Origin of the sequence: Streptomyces sp. CB01373, from assembly GCF_002803075.1 — a bacterium.
Lineage (GTDB): Bacteria > Actinomycetota > Actinomycetes > Streptomycetales > Streptomycetaceae > Streptomyces.
In genome coordinates, this window is sequence record NZ_NNBK01000003.1 from 252,348 (window position 1) to 267,814 (window position 15,467).

Genomic DNA, 15,467 nt, shown 5'->3' on the forward strand with positions numbered 1-15,467 from the left:
ATTCTTGAGCCAGAGAGCGGAGTAGAGTGACAAGGCCGGGAGTTCCTCGCACACGGATTCCCATGCGGGTGTCGTTCCCGGTGATCAATAACGCCGGGCTGTCGCAGACGAGCCCGGGGGGCAGGTCCGCGCCATGACTGTGATCATCGACCGTACGATGTCGAGTGAGCGCCCACCCTCGCCGCCGGCCCGCCTGTCCCTGACACCGGCAAGCCGGGCTCCGGGCTGGCTGGACGGCGCGTGGTGGCCCCGCTCGCGTGACCTTACCCGTGAGCTGCCGCCCCTGGCAGCCGCACTGGACAGCTTGTGGGGCCGGATCACGCGGGTCACGGTGAACCCGGCGCACTGGCCCGTCATCCCGCGCAAGGTGCCCGTCGCAGGGCACACCGTGCGCGTGGGATGGTTCACCGACGAGCAGGATCCGCACAAACTGATCCTCCTTTCCTACACCGTCGGCCGCTGGGACCTGTTGGTGATTCCGCCGGAAACCGGTGCGGCTTCCGCCGCCCGGCTGCTGGCTGCCGCGGCTACCGTGGGCGGCCTTCGTACTCCCGGCGAGCTGATGGCGGACGAGGTCGCGACCGGCGACGGTATCGACGCCCGAAGCCGGGAAGAAACGTGGGAGAACGATGGCGGGGCAGCGCCACCGTCGCCCCTGGCCCGGCACGTGGGCCGGGCGAGGCGTCCGTCCTCCTCCGGCCGGGGGAGGTGAGAGTGCCATGACCGTCATCGCCGTGGCTGTGTTGCTCCTTGTGATCGCCGTCGGAGTCGCTCTGATCCACCGGCTCAACGCTCAGCACAACGAACGGATCACTGCTTTCCGCTACAGCGATGCCCTGCCGGGGATCGGCCGCCGGACCCGGAGGCACCGCCGGCCGGCGGCAGACGGGACCGCCGACACGCCTCGACACGACGGAGAACGCGGATGACATCGGCCTTGGCCCGACTGGGGGCGGTGGGTGTGACGCCGACGCGTCACACCCACCGACACGCCGCCTCGCGCTCAGTCTGTTTCGCTGCCGCCGAGGCCACACCGCGCACACCGGCAGGTAGTGGAAGAGGACGGAACGTCATGGCGACACTGCGCGAGCGGAAGACGCACCGCGAGAAGGTCATGCGGGCTCTGTACCAAGCCACCGTGGGCAATCGCCTCCTGGGTGTCGACGGGGCGAAGCTCCGCAACGACCTCGGTATCCCTGAGCAGGATCTTGCTGCCGCCTGTACGTATTTGGCGGGCGAAGGCTGGGTCGTCGTCGACTGGGCGAGGGGCAATACACCCGCGATGGTCACGCTGACGCACCAGGGAATCCAACAGATGGAGACAGAAGAGGAAGAGCGCGGCTGAGTCGGTTCCGAGCTTCCCTTCCTTCGCTGATCACTGTGTTGGCCGAGCATCTCGGATTTGTCACCCGTTTTGGTCTGGACGCCGGTGTCTGGGAGGGACTGCCGACCCGGCTGCTGGTCGACGACCGAGTCGTGCATATCGACTCCTTACCGGTCGGTGACGACACCGTCCTCAGCACCCGAGGCGATCGGGACCATTTCTCCCTCGCTGGTGGTCCCACCGGACACGCCGCCCGACGCGGCACGCGCCGGATGGCCAGGGCCCTCCGGGCCGACAGCGTCGCCGGGCCCGAACAGATCCTCATCGACACCGCCAGCGACACGCCGCATCCGCCGACCTGACACCTCGTTGCCACATACACGCACGAGGGCGTCACCCAGGGGGCGAACGTCACCTGCCGCGGCACTAGATGCGGGCGAACCTCTCCGTCTGGTGGGCGAACTCCTGTGCCATGGCGGTGCTGACCGTGGGCTTGGTGTCGCGGATCGTGTCCAGGTAGTCGGCAGTGGTGGGAGCGGTCCGGGTTCCGGTGTCGAAGGTGCGCTCGAACTGGGCCTGGGAGACGGTGCGCGCCGCGTGGGCGATGTCGGCGGGGGTGAATCCCTCGCTGGCGGACGCTAGTGCCGCGCTGTCGGCGTCCGCGCCCGCTCGGGCCAGGTAGCTTTCCCACAAGGCCGTCCTGGCGGTGTGGTCGGGAGGGCCGATCGGTAGCACGTAGTCGAAGCGGCCGTGCCGCAGGAACGCGGAGTCGAGCGTGGTCACGTTGTTCGTGGCGCAGACGAGCAGCCGCCCGTCCTGACTTCGGAACCGGACGATCGCCTTGAGCAGTTCGTTCACGACGCCGACCGCGGTCGCGTCCGCGCCGCCGCGTTCACCGGCGACCTCCTCGACCTCGTCGATGAAGACCAGGACGTGCTCAAGCCGGGCGATCTCGTCGAAGCGCCGGTTCAGCCCGGTCGCCAGGCCGTACTCGGCGGCCAGACGTGCGGGGAACAGTTCGAGGAAGGGCCATGTCAGGCGGCTGGCGATCGCGTGCGCGAAGGTGCTTTTGCCGGTCCCGGGCGGACCGAACAGCATCACCGCTCGCGGCGGCTCCACTCCGTGCTGGGCGGCCAGTCCGGGATGGGCCAGCGGCAGGACCAGGCGCCGCTCGATGAGCTGTTTCTCCCGCTGCATGCCCGCGACCTTCTGCCAAAGTCCCCCGGGCGGCAGCTCCGCTCCGAGCGAGGACAGCGTGCCGGCCGACCGCGGGGTCACCGGCCCGCGCTTTTCGAAGTAGACCAGCCCCGAGCGGGCAGCGAAGTCGCAGTTCCGCAGAGCGGCGGCACCCGTCTCACCCTCCGGCAGGACGGCGTGCACCGCTCGGACACCGTCGGCGAAGAGCCGTTGCTCGAGGGCCGTGATGAGGGCACTGCCGAGCCCGCGCTGCCGCCAGCCGGGCGCCATGCAGATGCGCAGAATCCAAGCCCGGTCGCCCTCCACCCTGCTCACCGCGGCGCCGATCAGCACGTCGTCCGCCGTGGCCACCACGGCCGGGTGGAGGGCCTGGAGGGCCGTCACGGCGTCCGAGAGCGGGAAGAGAGGCGGCTCTTCGGTCGTGCCGCTCTGCGCATCGACGCGGACCACCGCCTCGAGGTCGTCCTGGGAGTAGTCCCTGACACGCCAACCCGTCATGATCAGCTCCGCGTGTTCGGTCGTACTCCCATCATCCGCCGCTGCCCGACGTACGCGCACGGTCGGCTCGAATCCCCGGTCAACCGGTGCCGCGCCACTCGACCGGCGGGAGCGTCGCAAGGGAGCGGACCACCGCCCGGACCTCCTGCGCCGTACGTTCGACTTCGTTCTCCTCGATCAGTCCGTCGGTGAGGCACATGATCCGGTCTCCGCGGCCGAGGGCCACTTCGGAGGTCACGAGGCCGAATCAGCGAAGCGGTCCGAAGTTGTGACGGTTCCCAATCCCAGGCCGTGATCCTCTTCCAACTTGGTTGGCGAGTCGGCCAGTTGGCCTGGGGGGACGGGTGACAGCCGGGACCTCTTGACGGGCTGCTGAGACACGTAAGGGATTTTCGGGTCCGTGCAGGAGCGCTACACGTGGAAGGGCACGGTGGTGATGACGATTTTGGGGAGGGATCGCAGGGCGCGGCGCAGGCGTGGGGCGGTGCGGCTGTGGAGGAGTTGGTGGCGCCGGTGCCGGGTGATGATCTCGGGGAGGATCACCGTGAGGGTGAGGTCGGGGTGCTGCCGGTGCAGGGCCTCGATGTAGTGGACGAGAGGTGCCACGGTCGCCCGGTAGGGGGAGACCACGATCTCCAGCGGGAGGTGGTCGCCCCACAACGTCCAGTAGGCGCGTACCCGTTCGGCTTCCTGAGGGGTGAGGCTGATGTGGAGGGCGAGCACGGGCTGGCGGAGAGAGGCCGCGTAGGCGAGGGCCCGCATCCCCGCGAGGTCGAGCGTCGCGAGGGCGACGACGGTGAGGTGGCGGATCTCCCCGGGCAGTTCCTCGTTCTCCCCGTTCGTCTCCGGCCGCGCCGCGTGCCGTCGCGGGGCGGGGGCCGCGTACGGCACGGCGGGCTCCGTACCCGGCCCCACGGGGGTGTGCGCGGGCAGTTCGACGGTGTGCGGGCGCAGGCGCAGGCGTGCCCGGACGGTGGCGTAGTGGTGCCGGATCCGCAGCGTCACGAGCAGGAACAGTCCGACGGCGACGATCGCCACCCACGCACCCGACGTGAACTTGCTGATGCCCGCGGTGACGAAGACGACGGCCGACAGGAGGCCGCCCAGGGCGTTCAGGAGCAGGCTCTTGCGCCAGTGCCGGTCGCGCAGCCGCCACCAGTGCACGACCATGCCTGCCTGGGAAAGTGTGAAGGCGAGGAAGACACCGACCGCGTACAACGGGATCAGGGCCGCCGTCTGCCCGTCGAACGCCACGTAGACCAGGGTGGCGGCCACCGAGAGCAGGATGATTCCGTTGCTGTAGGCCAGCCGGTCGCCCAGCCGCATGAAGACCCGGGGCGCGTAGTCGTCGCGGGCCAGGAGGGACAGGACGCGGGGGAAGTCGTTGTACGCCGTGTTCGCGGCGAGGAGGAGGACGGCCGCGGTGGCGGCCTGGACGAAGACGTACATCCACCCGGAGCCGAAGCCGAGGTGGGCCAGTTGGGAGAGCACCGTCTCCCGGGTACTGGGCACCACGCCGGCGAGATGGGTCAGGACGACGATGCCGGCGAACATGGCGATGAGCAGTCCCACCATCCAGGTGAGCGTCGTACGGGCCTGGCGCCACTCCACGGGCTGGAACGCCGGTACCGCGTTGGAGATGGCCTCGATACCGGTCATCGCCGTGGCGCCGGACGAGAACGCCCGCATGATCAGGAAGAGTCCCGCGCTCTCGGTGACCGTGACCGCCGGGGCGGGACGCGGCCGGAAGTCCTGACCTGCCGCGTGGACGAGTCCCGAGACGATGAGGGCGAACATGGCGATGATGAAGGCGTAGGTGGGGGCGGCGAAGAGGGCGCCCGCCTGCCGGATGCCACGCAGGTTTCCGGCGAGGAGAACCACGATCACCCCGACGCCGATGGGCACGGTGTCGGGGGCCAGTGACGGGATCGCCGAGGTGATGGCCGCCACGCCCGAGGCGATCGACACCGCGACGGTGAGGACGTAGTCGGTCATCAGTCCCGCCGCGGCCACCAGACCGGCCACCTGTCCGAGGTTGTCGCCGGCCACGATGTACGAGCCGCCGCCATGCGGGTAGGCGCGGATGGTCTGACGGTACGACAGCCCGACCGCCAGCATGAGGAACACGATCGCGCCGGAGACCGGGAACGAGTACGCCAGTCCGGCCGTTCCCGCGAGCACGAGGACCGCGAGCATGGCCTCGGGCCCGTAGGCGACCGAGGAGAGCGCGTCGGCCGACAGCACGGGCAGAGCCACGAGCTTGCGCATCCGCTCGGACACCAGGGCGGAACTCCTCAGCGGCACCCCCAGGACGAGTCGCCGCGCCCACTCCTCGGCACGACCCAGCCGACCACTGGGCGGTTCCTCTGTGTCGACCTGCTCGCCCGGCGAAGACGCCCCCAAGGGCGAAAGGGGAACCAGGCGCCCGAACCGGGCCGGCCGGAGCTGTGCCGCCGGGGGGAACGCGCCCAGGTCGGGGTCGACGGGCAGGGCGCGACGCCAAGTCTCGGGAGACGCCGACACCTGGCCCCAGGCACGGCCCACCCGGCGCAGGACGCGCAGCTGTTCCTCGTCCAGTTCGGCCAGTTGCGCGGCAGGTCCGGGCGGCCCCGTTGACTCCCCGCCTCGACTACCGTGTGTATCCGTCACGCCGCGCAGTGTGGTTGATCAGCGCTCCTCAAGCGGTGATGACATGCCGGTCCGTCGTGTGCGACTGTCTCCGTCGAGGTGAATCCGCGGCACGTGCCGCGGCGCGGGAGTGCTGCTCCCGCGCCCGCAGCCCTGCCTTCCACGACCTGCGTTCAAAGGGGTGGGCCGTGTGGCGTGTCGTTTTCTGGGGCGGTGGTGCCGGACAGGGCCATGGCCGCCCCTTTCGGAGCGACCCGCCAGTTTTCCCCGGCGAAAGGGGCCGGCCGTCCCACGGGTGGCCCCTTTCGCCGGTAGTACGCTGGAAACATCGAGGGCATTCCGCACGTCAGTGCCATGTTGGCGTGGTCGTCGTGGAACAAGAGGCAGGGTGCCCGCACGTAGCGCCCGGATGAAGGTTTGCGCCATGAACGACCTTTTCCATACGCCCGCATCCCGTGGAAACAACCGGGCGCTGTGCATGGGAGACGGCCGTACCACCGCCTGATCTGGGCCTTGGTGCCACGCTGCACGGACAAGCGACGACCGGACGGCGTGTAGTGGCGTCAAGCGGGAGATCCGGTCCGTGAACCACGGTTGCTGACCGCCGTACAGGACGCGTACGACATCTTGGGAGTACGAGGGCGGTGCGGGCCCTGACCTGCAACGCGAAGCCGTAGGGACGGCCGGGCCGCAGGAGGGACCGGATGACCGACCGAGAAGACGACGAAGACCAGAGCCCTGTGGGGGCGATCGGCCGGGTGACCGTGTCCATCCCTCCGGACGGGCCGGGGGAAGTGCTCGTGGCGGTACGCGGCGGGACCGAGGCATTCGCCGCGTGGTCGCGGCATCCCATACCCAAGCATGAGCGCGTCATTGTCGTGGACCGCACCTCGGCCCGCTCCGTGGTCGTGGAGCAATTTCCCGACCCGTGAATCACGTTTCCGGTGAATCACGACCCCGACAGGAGAATTCCATGCTTTTCTGGCACGTTCCCGCCCCCGACCAGGCAATGCTTATTTCCGGGTCGAAACGCCGGGTGGAGGACACGCAATTCCGGATCGTCACCGGACACGGAAGCTTCGTCTTCCCCGTCAAACAGAAGGCCCGCTTGCTGTCCCTCGCGCTGCGCGAGGCCGAGATCACCGAGGACTGCGTGACCCAGCAGGGCATTCGCCTCAGGGCCCGCGCCGTCGCAGTGTTCAAAGTGGGTGACGACCCCGCGTCCATAGCCAACGCGGCCCGCCGTTTCCTGGCGGAACAGAACGCCATGGAGGAACTCGTGGGCCGGATCTTCGCCGGACACCTGCGCTCCATCATCGGCGGGCTGACGGTCGAACAGATCATCCGCGAACGTGATCGCGTCGCGCAGGAGGTCAAGGAAGCGAGCCACACCGAGATGGAGAAGCTGGGCATCGTCGTCGACGCCTTGCAGATACAGGAGATCGAGGACGTCTCCGGGTACATCGACAACCTGGCCGCCCCGCACGCCGCCGCCGTCGCCAGTCAGGCACGCATCGCGCAGGCCAAGGCCGACCAGGAAGCCGCCGAACGCGAACAGCAGGCCGCGGCGCTGAAAGCCGAGTACGAACGGGACACCGCCATCAAGCGTGCGGGCTTCCTCGCCGAGACCGAGCAGTCCAACGCCCGCGCCGCGCAAGCCGGCCCGCTCGCCCAGGCGAGGGCCACCCAGGAGGTCACAGAGGAGCAGACCGCCCTGGCCCGGCGCCAGGCAGAACTAGCTGCGCAGCGGCTGGAAGCGGAGGTGCGGCGCCCCGCCGACGCGGAGGCCTACCGTCAGCGCACCCTCGCCGAAGCCCACCGCGATCAGGCCAAGTTCGAAGCGGACGGCGCCGCCTACACCGAGCGGACCATCGCGCAGGCACAGGCCGACGCCAACAACGCCCGCGCCGCCTCTCTCAGGGACGGAAACCAGGAACTGATCGCGGCCAACCGTGTCGTGGAAAACCTGCCCGCCCTCGCAGACGCTGCGGCACGCGGTCTCTCGGGCGCCACCCTCACCGTCCTGAACGGCGCGACGGGGGTCAGCGAGGTGGCATCGGGGATCGTCGGCCAGGGAATGGCGATCCTCGACGCGCTCAAGAGGTCGACGACGATGCCACCCGGCGTGAACGGAGACCGGCCTCGGCCCACCGAAAAGGCATGAACGGCACAACCCCACGGCAGCGTGCGCGAAGGTCGCCCAACACCGACCGAACCGGACCACAGCCGCGTGCGTCACCGAGCTGTGCGAGTTTCTCCTTCAAGCGGGCGATCTGCGCCTCGCGCCGCTCCGCCGCGGCGGTGCGCTCGGCGAGTCCCTCCTGGAGCTTTGCGGTGCTTTCCGCCTGGTCGATGAGGCGAAGGGCTTGCTCCCGCCGACGGTGGAGGCCGTCGCGGGCGGCGAGGAACGGCGATACCGAGGGCGAAGTTGCCTTCGTCCAACGCGGGGCAGCCCGCTCCTCAAGAATCGCCCCACCTCTTCGGCCTGCAGTTTGAGCGCGGCCAGTCACTCGTCCAGGTCCTCGATGTAGTTGGTGATCTCTTTGAGACGGGCCTTGGCCGCCCGGATCGCGGCCGCAACATTCACGCGGTTGCCCTCGGCCTGGCTGCCGAGGTCCGCCGCCCCTAGGGTCGGTGCTCCGTCAGCGTCGGTCAGGTCGTGACTGCGCTGCCCGCCCGCGGCGGCCGGGGGGCAGACGCTTCAGGCGGGCCGGGCAGGCCTAACGCTCAGGGTCGAAGAGCTGCTGGGCCTCGCCCAGCAGGCCGAGCTTGAGTAGATCGTCCGCGTACTGCGTTCGCAGCGGCATCAAGCCGACGGCCCGGTCTACCTGACCGGGCCTTCATTTTCTCCTGGCTGTTCGTCAGGCATGTCCAGGATGGCCTCTCGGGTGTACCGAGGGCTCCCCGGGGGTGTGGCCACCCTAGGGGCCATGAGTTCGGTGAGGAGCCTGCTCAGGTCATCCGTGGACAGCGCCAGGCCCAGGGTCTGCACGATGCGCAGAGCGCAGTCCCGGATGGACTGAGCATCCTTCTCGGGCGCCGCCGTGCTCCTGACCTCGTCACACACTCGGCTGAACTGCTCAGCGCTGATCGTTGCCCGACTTACTTGCGCCATGGTGCGCTCCTCCTGGAAGAGCGGGCCGCTCCACCCGCTCTTCCAGAAAGCGCTGAGCACACGCCAACGGCAACCGGAGAGAGTCGGATCTCGAGCCCATTCCACCGCGGCAGCGACAGCTTCTCGGCCCAGGCCCCGCCCCCACCACTCCGGTAGAAACGTGTACCAGACCTCCGTGCCGCCTCGGGCCGAGTCCGGCTCGATTGTGACCATTCCGACGAGCTGTTCGGTGCTCGGTGCGGTGGAACGTCCGAAGCCTGGTGCTGCAGGATGTCGCGTTCTGTGAGGGGGTGGCGCGCGCGTCGGAGGTGCGGGGGAGCAGCGGTGGGTGTCCGGCGTCGGACCAGGACAGGTTTCAGCCCGGACCGCCGCGGACGGGGTTCACCAGTAGTGGCGTCGTCCTGCGACGGCGTGCCCCATTGCGCCGAGGACCCACAGGATGGCTCCGACGACCGCCAGGATGATCCCGATGGTCCACAGGATGGATATCCCGGTGACGAAGCCGACGACGAGCAGAATGATGCCCAGGATGATCACGATTTCTCCCTTGGAGAGTAGTGCCGGTTCCCCCTGTGGACCGCGAAAGACCACAAGGGCGTGGACACGGGAATGGTTCGTCTCCTCCTTACTCAGCGCGGTGTGGTTTGTGGCGGGCGACCTGTAGGCGGACCTCGGTGGGCATGTCAGGGAAGCCAGTGGACCGGTGGGCGGTTCGGAGCGGGCCTTCGCAGAGGGCATCGAGGACCGCGCCGGGTGCCCTCTGAGGGGTGAGGGTGAGCCTGACACGGGTGCGGGGATCGGCAGGCCGGCCAGTGATGCGTACGGCCGCATGCTCAACCCCCGGCAGGGCACCGGCTTCGGCGGCGATCGCGTCGCTGAGCGCTCGGTCGCGCAGTTCGACGCCTTCGTGCGGGAGTGTGCCGCCGACGGACAGCGCTCCGGGGCGGCGTCGGCGCAGTTGGGCGAGCAGCCACCCCAGGGCGAGCAGGGCGACGAGGGCGAGGGCGGCGATGACGGCGGGCCACCACCACCAGCCCTGGCTGCTCCAGCGAGCCCGGTCGGCGGAACCGAGCAGGACGTCGTCCGGGGTGGTCAGGGGCCAGCCGACAGGCGGGACCAGATTGTGTCGCCGGTAGACGTCGAACCCGGCGAAGAGGATCAGCAGGCCGCCGCCGAGCAGGATCAGTCCGGCGAGGGCCAGGAGGCTGCGGTTGAGTACGGGTCGCGGCGTCATGGTGTGGCTCCGGGTCTGGGTTCTCCGGTCAGTTGGTGCGTTGCCGCACCCGTACGACGATGCGGGGAGGGCGGGCGAGGGCGTGCCGGTCGCGCTCCTCGTCGAGGACGGCGGTGAGGTCGTCCTTCACCTGTTGAGGGTCGCGGAAGCGGACGTCCGCGCGGGCTTTGACGCGGCGGCGGCGTACACGGATGCGAGCCTTGCTGACCCCGGCTACTCGCATGGCGGCGTCGCGCAGCAGAGCGGCGGTGCCATCGCGGTCCAGGAAGGCGCGCAGCCCGGGCGCGGGGGAGCGCAGGGGCAGCCAGTGGCGTAGGCCGGGGGTGAGGGCCAGGACGATCAGCCAGACGCCGACGGCGGCGGCCACGGCGGCTCCCGTGAGCATCCACACGTCGTCCACGGGGCGGGTGGCCAGTGCGTCGGTCAGGTGCCGTCGCCAGGCTGCCGCGGGGCGTCCCGCCCGTACGGCGACGACGTCGACCAGCGCCGCGACCGCCGCCACGAGGATCACCGAGGCGACCAGCGCGGCCGGAATGCGGCGCGCGGACCACGGGCGATGGGTCCGGTGCCCTCTGTCGCGTTCGTCGGCCGCCGGGTTCGGCGGGGGCGTGTGGTGTTCGGGTGGACCGGGCTCTGCGGGCTCCCTCGACTCCTCGGGCTCCTTTGTCAGCGGCACCGCTGCACGGCGCGGGGGTGGCGCGGAGTCACGGGCGGGAGGGGCCGGGTCGGGTGTCATTCCGGTCCTCCTTCCTGCGTGGTGGGCCGGCGGTGCGGGTCGGGTGGCTGCTCACAGGACCCGCCCCCGGTTCGCGCCGGAGGCCACCAGACGTCGGACGGTGAGGGTGACCTCTCCCACCCGCAAGCCGGTCAGCTCAGCCACCCGTTCGGCGACGTCCTGCTGGATCCGCTTGCAGACATGGGGGATGTCGGTGGGGTAGGGCAGCTCTATGGTCAGGTGCAGGCGCACCGATCCGCTCCGGACTTCGGCGGAGGCGCTGGGTGCCGCCGATCCGCTCGGGTCGGGCGGGAGGGCGACGCGCCGGGACTGGGCCGTGCGTGCGGCCTGGGTGGCGATGCGGGCAACCACCCTGTCCTGGATGACGGTGGCACCCCGCTCGGCCGGAGGCGGCAGGCCTGCGGCCCGCGCCGATGAGCCGGATCCTTCGCCGGGAGGTGGGGAGCCGGGCCGGGTCCTCACCGCCGCCTCCGTGCACGGAGGTCGAGGTCGCCCTGCGCGACGAGACCGACGATCAGCCCCGCCGCCCCCAGGACCAGAACCAGCAGAAATGCCCAGAAGCCGCCGAAGTAACCGGCGAAGCCCAGGGCCATTCCGGCCGCGAGGCCCGTGGTCGCTGTGTTCATGATGCACTCACCCGTCTCGCGAGCGTCATCCGCGTGATCAGCCGCTTATGCCGGGACGCGGCGGTGGTCACGGCGGATCACCTCACGCGGCCCTCGTTCGGTTCGGACTCTTCCTCCTCGTCGGGAAGGTGGACGTCGTCGACGACGATGTTCACCTCGACGACCTCCAGGCCCGTCATCCGCTCCACCGCGCTGATCACGTTGGTGCGCACGTAGCCCGCGACGTCGACGATGGAGACGCCGTACTCGACGACGACGTCCAGGTCCACGGCGGCCTGCCGCTCGCCGACCTCGACCTTCACCCCTTGTGTGACGCTGCCGCCTCCGCCGGGGACGCGCTCCCGCATGGCGCCGAAGGCACGGGCCATGCCCGCCCCGAGGTTGTGGATGCCCGGTACCTCGCGGGCGGCCATGCCCGCGATCTTTGCAACCACGCCGTCCGCGATGGTGGTCTTCCCCCGTGTCTCGGCCGGAGCTCCGGCTCCGGTACGGCCCTTCAGCGCGCTCACGCCCGCGTCGGGTCGGCGGTCCGCCCCGACGCTGGTGATGTTGTCCGTCATGGCGGTCGCCTCGATCGGTCGGTCGGACACCGGCGTGGTGCCCGTCGAAAGGTTGGACATGCGGGGCGGCGGACTTCTCACAGGCTTTCGATGTGACGTGCATCACATTCAGGGAGGTGGGTACGCGTTCGTGCTGAACCAGGAGCAGGAGCGGCATGATCGAACGGACCGGTTCTTCACCTCTGGGAGGCGACCTGCCGGATGGGCTGCTGGCTGTGTGGGCTGCCGAGGGGGACGAGGACGCCTTCGCTCTTCTCGTCCGGCGGCACAGCCGTCCTCTGCTCGGCCTGGCCTGCTGCATGCTCGGTAACGCCCAGGACGCTGAGGAGGCCGTTCAGGACGCCTTTGTCAGCGCCTGGCGGCGACTGCCGGAATACCGCCACGATGCGGAGTTCCCCACCTGGATGTACCGCATCACCGTCAACCGTTGCCTGAACTCGCGACGCCACCGACCGCCACCCCTTCCACTGGACGCCGTCGCCGAACCCGCGACGGGCGACGAGTGGAGTTCGCCCGCCCGAGCCGCGGAGGAGGACGCAGAGACGGCCGCCCTGACGTGCGCGCTCGGCGAGCTGGACGCCGGACAGCGTGTCTGCTGGATCCTGCGGGAGCTGCAGGGCCTGCCCTACAAGGAGATCGCTGTCGTGACACAGACCAGTGAGCAAACGGTGCGCGGCAGACTGTACAGGGCACGCCGGTCCCTGATGGAGGCGATGGCCCCATGGCGCTAGACGACCCGCACGCGCAGCCTTCCGAACCGCCCGGAGACGACGGGCCTCCCGACCACCCGGCCATCGATGACGCGGCTCCGCTCGCAGGTGACGAGGTACTGACCTGCGGCCGCCTGCTCAGCCAGGTCTGGGAACAGGCACAGGACGCGACGCCGACTGCGGATCCGCACACCATGTCATGTCCCCAGTGCCGCGAGGCCGTCGAGGGGCTGGCCAGGCTGAACGCGGCCACGCGGGCGCTGCGTGCCAAGGACCCTCCCGGCCTCCAGGCACTGGTTGACCGCGTCATGAGCATCGTCAGGGCCGAGGTCCGGTTGGGACGGTTGCTGCCACTGGCCGACACGATGCTGGATCTGCTGATCGCCGAGAGCGCCGCGGCGAAAGTGCTGCGGCATGCTGCGGATACGGTCCCCGGGGCGAGGGCCGTATCCTGCCGGCTCGTGCCCGCAGGTGGCACCGGCGTGCAGGTGACCATGACCCTGGCCGCCGCCCTCGACCGTCCGCTGCCCGACAGGGTTGATCAAGTGCGCGGGTCGATCATCGATGCCGCCGTACAAGCCCTGGGGATGGACGTGACGGCCGTCGACATCATCGTGGTCGACGTACTGGAGCCGCCCTTGCCCCTCGGCCCTGCGGGCTCCGGCCAGACCACAGGCGGTGGTGTCTGATGGCTGCCACCGGAACGCCGCCTCCCCTCGGCGTCGCGGCCGCAGCGGCTCTCGCGGTTCCCGGCGTGGCCGGCCTGCAACCCCGCCTCGCCCACCGCCTCGCGGCAGCGGCCTCGCCCGCCTGGCCGGAGACAGCAGCTCAACATGCCCCCGAGGCAGGTGTCCGCATCGACCGGGTGCCCGACGGCTCGGGATGGCACATCGAGGTGCGCTGCGTCCTGACCGAAGGCCACAGAGTGGTGGACACTGCCCGGGATGTCCACGACCAGGTACGGGCCGCTGTCCTCTCCTACCTCGCCGCACACGACGCCCCGGTAGCGGTCACTGTGACGGTCACGGTCACGGTCACCCGCATCGCCGCCCGGGACCACACAGTCTGAGCGCCGCACGCGACGGCCGGCGACGAGGCCAGACCGCTGCGTCTAGTGCTGTGACCGCATAGGTTCGCCGGGTTGGTGGGGGCTTTTTGTAGGATCACGGCTCCAGGGCGGAGAGGGCAGGACGTTGGAAAGACCGCGGATACGCCTCGGCAGCGATGATGCTTGGCTGGAGCTGGCTCATGAAGGCGGGGATGACTGGCGGGTGACCGCCGATTGGTGCTCGTGGCTGAGAGCTGACTTCACCGCCTACCTCACCATCGGGGAGATCGAGGACTTCGCTGCCCGGGTGCTCTCCCATCTGCGCACTCCGTCGAGCCGCCGCTTCTCAGCGGCGGTGACTCCCGGCCGCAACAATCCGCTGACGCTGAAGGCCGAGCCTGTCCAGGGTGGCCACGCCTTCTTCGTGCGCCTGACTCCCAACGGGGACGACGGCGCCTGTCACTTGCAGATGGAAATCGACCCGATCGATGCCACCGAGCTTCGTGAAATGTTTGATGCATTGCACGCGTCCGTGGTGCTCTGACTGCGGAGATCGTGCTGCTCTCGTCAGGCTGCGGCTTTGAGCGGTCGTCCGCCCCATCGGATGCCCTTCTCGCTTCGGATACGGGCTCGTTCCTTGCGTTCGGCGGCCAGGACGTCGCGGTGGCGGGCGTTGGCGTTGCGCCGGCGCAGGCAGGCGTGCAGGGCCCGGGTCTGGACCACGTGGTTGGGGTGGTTTGAGTTGGCGATGGTGAACTGCCGCAGCGGTCCGAAGTGGGCCTCGATGGGGTTCGCCCACGAGGCGTAGGTCGGGGTGAAGCACAGCTCGACCTTGTTCTTCTTCGCCCGGCGGCGGATGTCGGTGCCCTTGTGGGCGGACAGGTTGTCCAGGATCACGTAGATGGGGGCGCCGTCGGGCCGGGCTGCGCGGATTGACTTCGGCGCGGCCAGCGTGTTGGCGGCCCCCTTTCTGCGGCGGTTGACGCCCCACAGGCGGTCGTCGCCGACCGAGTAGCAGTCGTGGAAGTACCGCACCCCATGGGTGCGGTGGTAGGGGGCCGGCAGCCGGTCGGGGCGATTGCGGGCGGCCCAGCCGGAGCCGGCGGTGGGCCTGATCCCGAGCGGTCCGAACTCGTCGAACGCGAAGACCCGGTCCGGGAAGCGGTCCAGGACCTCCTCGATCCGGTCGAGCTTGGCGTCGCGTTCGGGGTCGGGGGACTCCTTCCACGTCTTGGTTCGCTGGAAGGTGATGCCGCGGCGGGCGAGCAGGCCGCGTAACGCCTCGCGGCCGATGAGGGTCATCCGGCCGTGCACTTTCCGCAGGTAGGCGGCGAGCTTGCGCAGGGACCAGCGGGTGAAGGGCTGGCCGAGCTTGGTCGGGCGGGTGGTGGCCGTCGCCGCGACGAAGTCTTCCTCGTCAGGGCTGAGTCGGCGGGGACGGCCTCCCGCCCATCGAGGGTCCAGGCAGGCCAGGCCGATCTCGTTGAACCGGTGGATCACGTCCCGCACCGTGTCCTCGTCGGCCTGGACCAGCTTCGCGATCACCGGCACCCGGTTCCCGCCGGCCGAGGCCAGCAGCATCATCGCCCGCCGGTAGCGCACCGAGCTGGTGCTGCCCCGGCGCACGATCTGCTGCAGCTTCTGCCCCTCCTGGTCGGTCAGTCTGCGCACACGGACAGGCTCGGCCACCGCACCTCCAGCAGTCGGATCGGACGTCACCGCACATCCAACCGCCACGACCATCAACCCGGCGAACCTATGCGGTCACAGCACTAGGCCCAATGCCGGTGA

20 protein-coding genes and 1 pseudogene are annotated in these 15,467 nt (G+C 69.7%); 10 read left to right on the plus strand and 11 right to left on the minus strand.

Annotated elements, in window-relative coordinates:
* Window positions 1-133 precede the first annotated feature (133 nt).
* The 4 genes from CG719_RS05905 (at window position 134) to CG719_RS05920 (ending at window position 1,686) form a co-directional block, all read left to right on the plus strand.
* The gene (locus CG719_RS05905; RefSeq protein ID WP_100567414.1) at window positions 134-712 is read left to right on the plus strand and encodes a DUF5994 family protein; all 579 of its coding nucleotides are present in this window, start codon (window positions 134-136) and stop codon (window positions 710-712) included.
* Between the two features lie 7 nt (window positions 713-719).
* Window positions 720-929 (plus strand): hypothetical protein, encoded by a 210-nt coding sequence (locus CG719_RS05910; protein ID WP_100567415.1) that lies wholly within the window; start codon window positions 720-722, stop codon window positions 927-929.
* A gap of 143 nt (window positions 930-1,072) precedes the next feature.
* Window positions 1,073-1,345: a hypothetical protein gene (locus tag CG719_RS05915; protein ID WP_100567416.1), complete on the plus strand. Its 273-nt coding sequence runs from the start codon at window positions 1,073-1,075 to the stop codon at window positions 1,343-1,345.
* Window positions 1,342-1,686, plus strand: coding sequence for a DUF5994 family protein (locus tag CG719_RS05920; protein ID WP_267895334.1), 345 nt, complete (start codon window positions 1,342-1,344; stop codon window positions 1,684-1,686). Before CG719_RS05915 ends, CG719_RS05920 begins: the two co-directional genes overlap by 4 nt.
* A gap of 64 nt (window positions 1,687-1,750) precedes the next feature.
* Here the strand turns inward: CG719_RS05920 and CG719_RS05925 are convergent, their stop codons facing one another.
* From CG719_RS05925 to CG719_RS05930, 3 genes are all read right to left on the minus strand, one after another.
* Window positions 1,751-3,019 (minus strand): ATP-binding protein, encoded by a 1,269-nt coding sequence (locus tag CG719_RS05925; protein WP_100567417.1) that lies wholly within the window; start codon window positions 3,017-3,019, stop codon window positions 1,751-1,753.
* A 79-nt stretch (window positions 3,020-3,098) separates the two neighbouring features.
* Entirely contained in the window at window positions 3,099-3,257 is a 159-nt protein-coding gene (locus CG719_RS35325) for a hypothetical protein (RefSeq protein WP_159024828.1), read from the minus strand.
* 173 nt (window positions 3,258-3,430) lie between these two features.
* Window positions 3,431-5,668 carry an APC family permease gene (locus CG719_RS05930; protein ID WP_199836529.1) on the minus strand — a complete coding sequence of 746 codons (2,238 nt, stop codon included), beginning with the start codon at window positions 5,666-5,668 and terminating at the stop codon, window positions 3,431-3,433.
* Window positions 5,669-6,351: 683 nt separating this feature from the next.
* On the opposite strand from CG719_RS05930, the gene CG719_RS05935 reads away from it, so the two are divergent.
* Complete coding sequence (locus CG719_RS05935; RefSeq protein WP_100567418.1) at window positions 6,352-6,579, plus strand: hypothetical protein; 228 nt, start codon at window positions 6,352-6,354, stop codon at window positions 6,577-6,579.
* Window positions 6,576-7,811, plus strand: coding sequence for an SPFH domain-containing protein (locus CG719_RS05940; protein WP_234375451.1), 1,236 nt, complete (start codon window positions 6,576-6,578; stop codon window positions 7,809-7,811). Before CG719_RS05935 ends, CG719_RS05940 begins: the two co-directional genes overlap by 4 nt.
* A gap of 660 nt (window positions 7,812-8,471) precedes the next feature.
* On the opposite strand, the pseudogene CG719_RS05945 reads toward CG719_RS05940, so the two are convergent.
* The 7 genes and pseudogenes from CG719_RS05945 to CG719_RS05965 all read right to left on the minus strand — a co-directional run.
* A pseudogene (locus tag CG719_RS05945) lies at window positions 8,472-9,020 on the minus strand (GNAT family N-acetyltransferase); the annotation flags it as partial.
* Between the two features lie 123 nt (window positions 9,021-9,143).
* Window positions 9,144-9,299, minus strand: a complete 156-nt coding sequence (locus CG719_RS35755; protein WP_199836530.1) for a DUF6131 family protein — start codon at window positions 9,297-9,299, stop codon at window positions 9,144-9,146.
* Between the two features lie 88 nt (window positions 9,300-9,387).
* Window positions 9,388-9,996 (minus strand): alkaline shock response membrane anchor protein AmaP, encoded by a 609-nt coding sequence (locus tag CG719_RS05950; protein ID WP_100567420.1) that lies wholly within the window; start codon window positions 9,994-9,996, stop codon window positions 9,388-9,390.
* Window positions 9,997-10,024: 28 nt separating this feature from the next.
* The gene (locus CG719_RS05955; protein WP_234375453.1) at window positions 10,025-10,672 is read right to left on the minus strand and encodes a DUF6286 domain-containing protein; all 648 of its coding nucleotides are present in this window, start codon (window positions 10,670-10,672) and stop codon (window positions 10,025-10,027) included.
* Between the two features lie 111 nt (window positions 10,673-10,783).
* Window positions 10,784-11,083: an Asp23/Gls24 family envelope stress response protein gene (locus tag CG719_RS05960; protein WP_234375454.1), complete on the minus strand. Its 300-nt coding sequence runs from the start codon at window positions 11,081-11,083 to the stop codon at window positions 10,784-10,786.
* A gap of 107 nt (window positions 11,084-11,190) precedes the next feature.
* Window positions 11,191-11,358 carry a hypothetical protein gene (locus CG719_RS35760; RefSeq protein ID WP_199836531.1) on the minus strand — a complete coding sequence of 56 codons (168 nt, stop codon included), beginning with the start codon at window positions 11,356-11,358 and terminating at the stop codon, window positions 11,191-11,193.
* Window positions 11,359-11,435: 77 nt separating this feature from the next.
* The gene (locus CG719_RS05965) at window positions 11,436-11,918 is read right to left on the minus strand and encodes an Asp23/Gls24 family envelope stress response protein (RefSeq protein ID WP_100567607.1); all 483 of its coding nucleotides are present in this window, start codon (window positions 11,916-11,918) and stop codon (window positions 11,436-11,438) included.
* Window positions 11,919-12,073: 155 nt separating this feature from the next.
* Here CG719_RS05965 and CG719_RS05970 point away from each other — a divergent pair, with 155 nt between their 5' ends.
* From CG719_RS05970 to CG719_RS05985, 4 genes are all read left to right on the plus strand, one after another.
* Window positions 12,074-12,649 (plus strand): RNA polymerase sigma factor, encoded by a 576-nt coding sequence (locus CG719_RS05970; protein WP_199836532.1) that lies wholly within the window; start codon window positions 12,074-12,076, stop codon window positions 12,647-12,649.
* On the plus strand, window positions 12,640-13,317 hold the full coding sequence (locus CG719_RS05975) for a hypothetical protein (protein ID WP_100567423.1): 678 nt from the start codon (window positions 12,640-12,642) through the stop codon (window positions 13,315-13,317). Before CG719_RS05970 ends, CG719_RS05975 begins: the two co-directional genes overlap by 10 nt.
* Complete coding sequence (locus CG719_RS05980) at window positions 13,317-13,697, plus strand: hypothetical protein (protein WP_100567424.1); 381 nt, start codon at window positions 13,317-13,319, stop codon at window positions 13,695-13,697. Before CG719_RS05975 ends, CG719_RS05980 begins: the two co-directional genes overlap by 1 nt.
* 202 nt (window positions 13,698-13,899) lie before the next feature.
* Window positions 13,900-14,220 carry a hypothetical protein gene (locus CG719_RS05985; protein WP_100567425.1) on the plus strand — a complete coding sequence of 107 codons (321 nt, stop codon included), beginning with the start codon at window positions 13,900-13,902 and terminating at the stop codon, window positions 14,218-14,220.
* Window positions 14,221-14,243: 23 nt separating this feature from the next.
* On the opposite strand, the gene CG719_RS05990 is transcribed toward CG719_RS05985, so the two are convergent.
* Entirely contained in the window at window positions 14,244-15,365 is a 1,122-nt protein-coding gene (locus CG719_RS05990; RefSeq protein WP_324838191.1) for an IS630 family transposase, read from the minus strand.
* Window positions 15,366-15,467 lie beyond the last annotated feature (102 nt).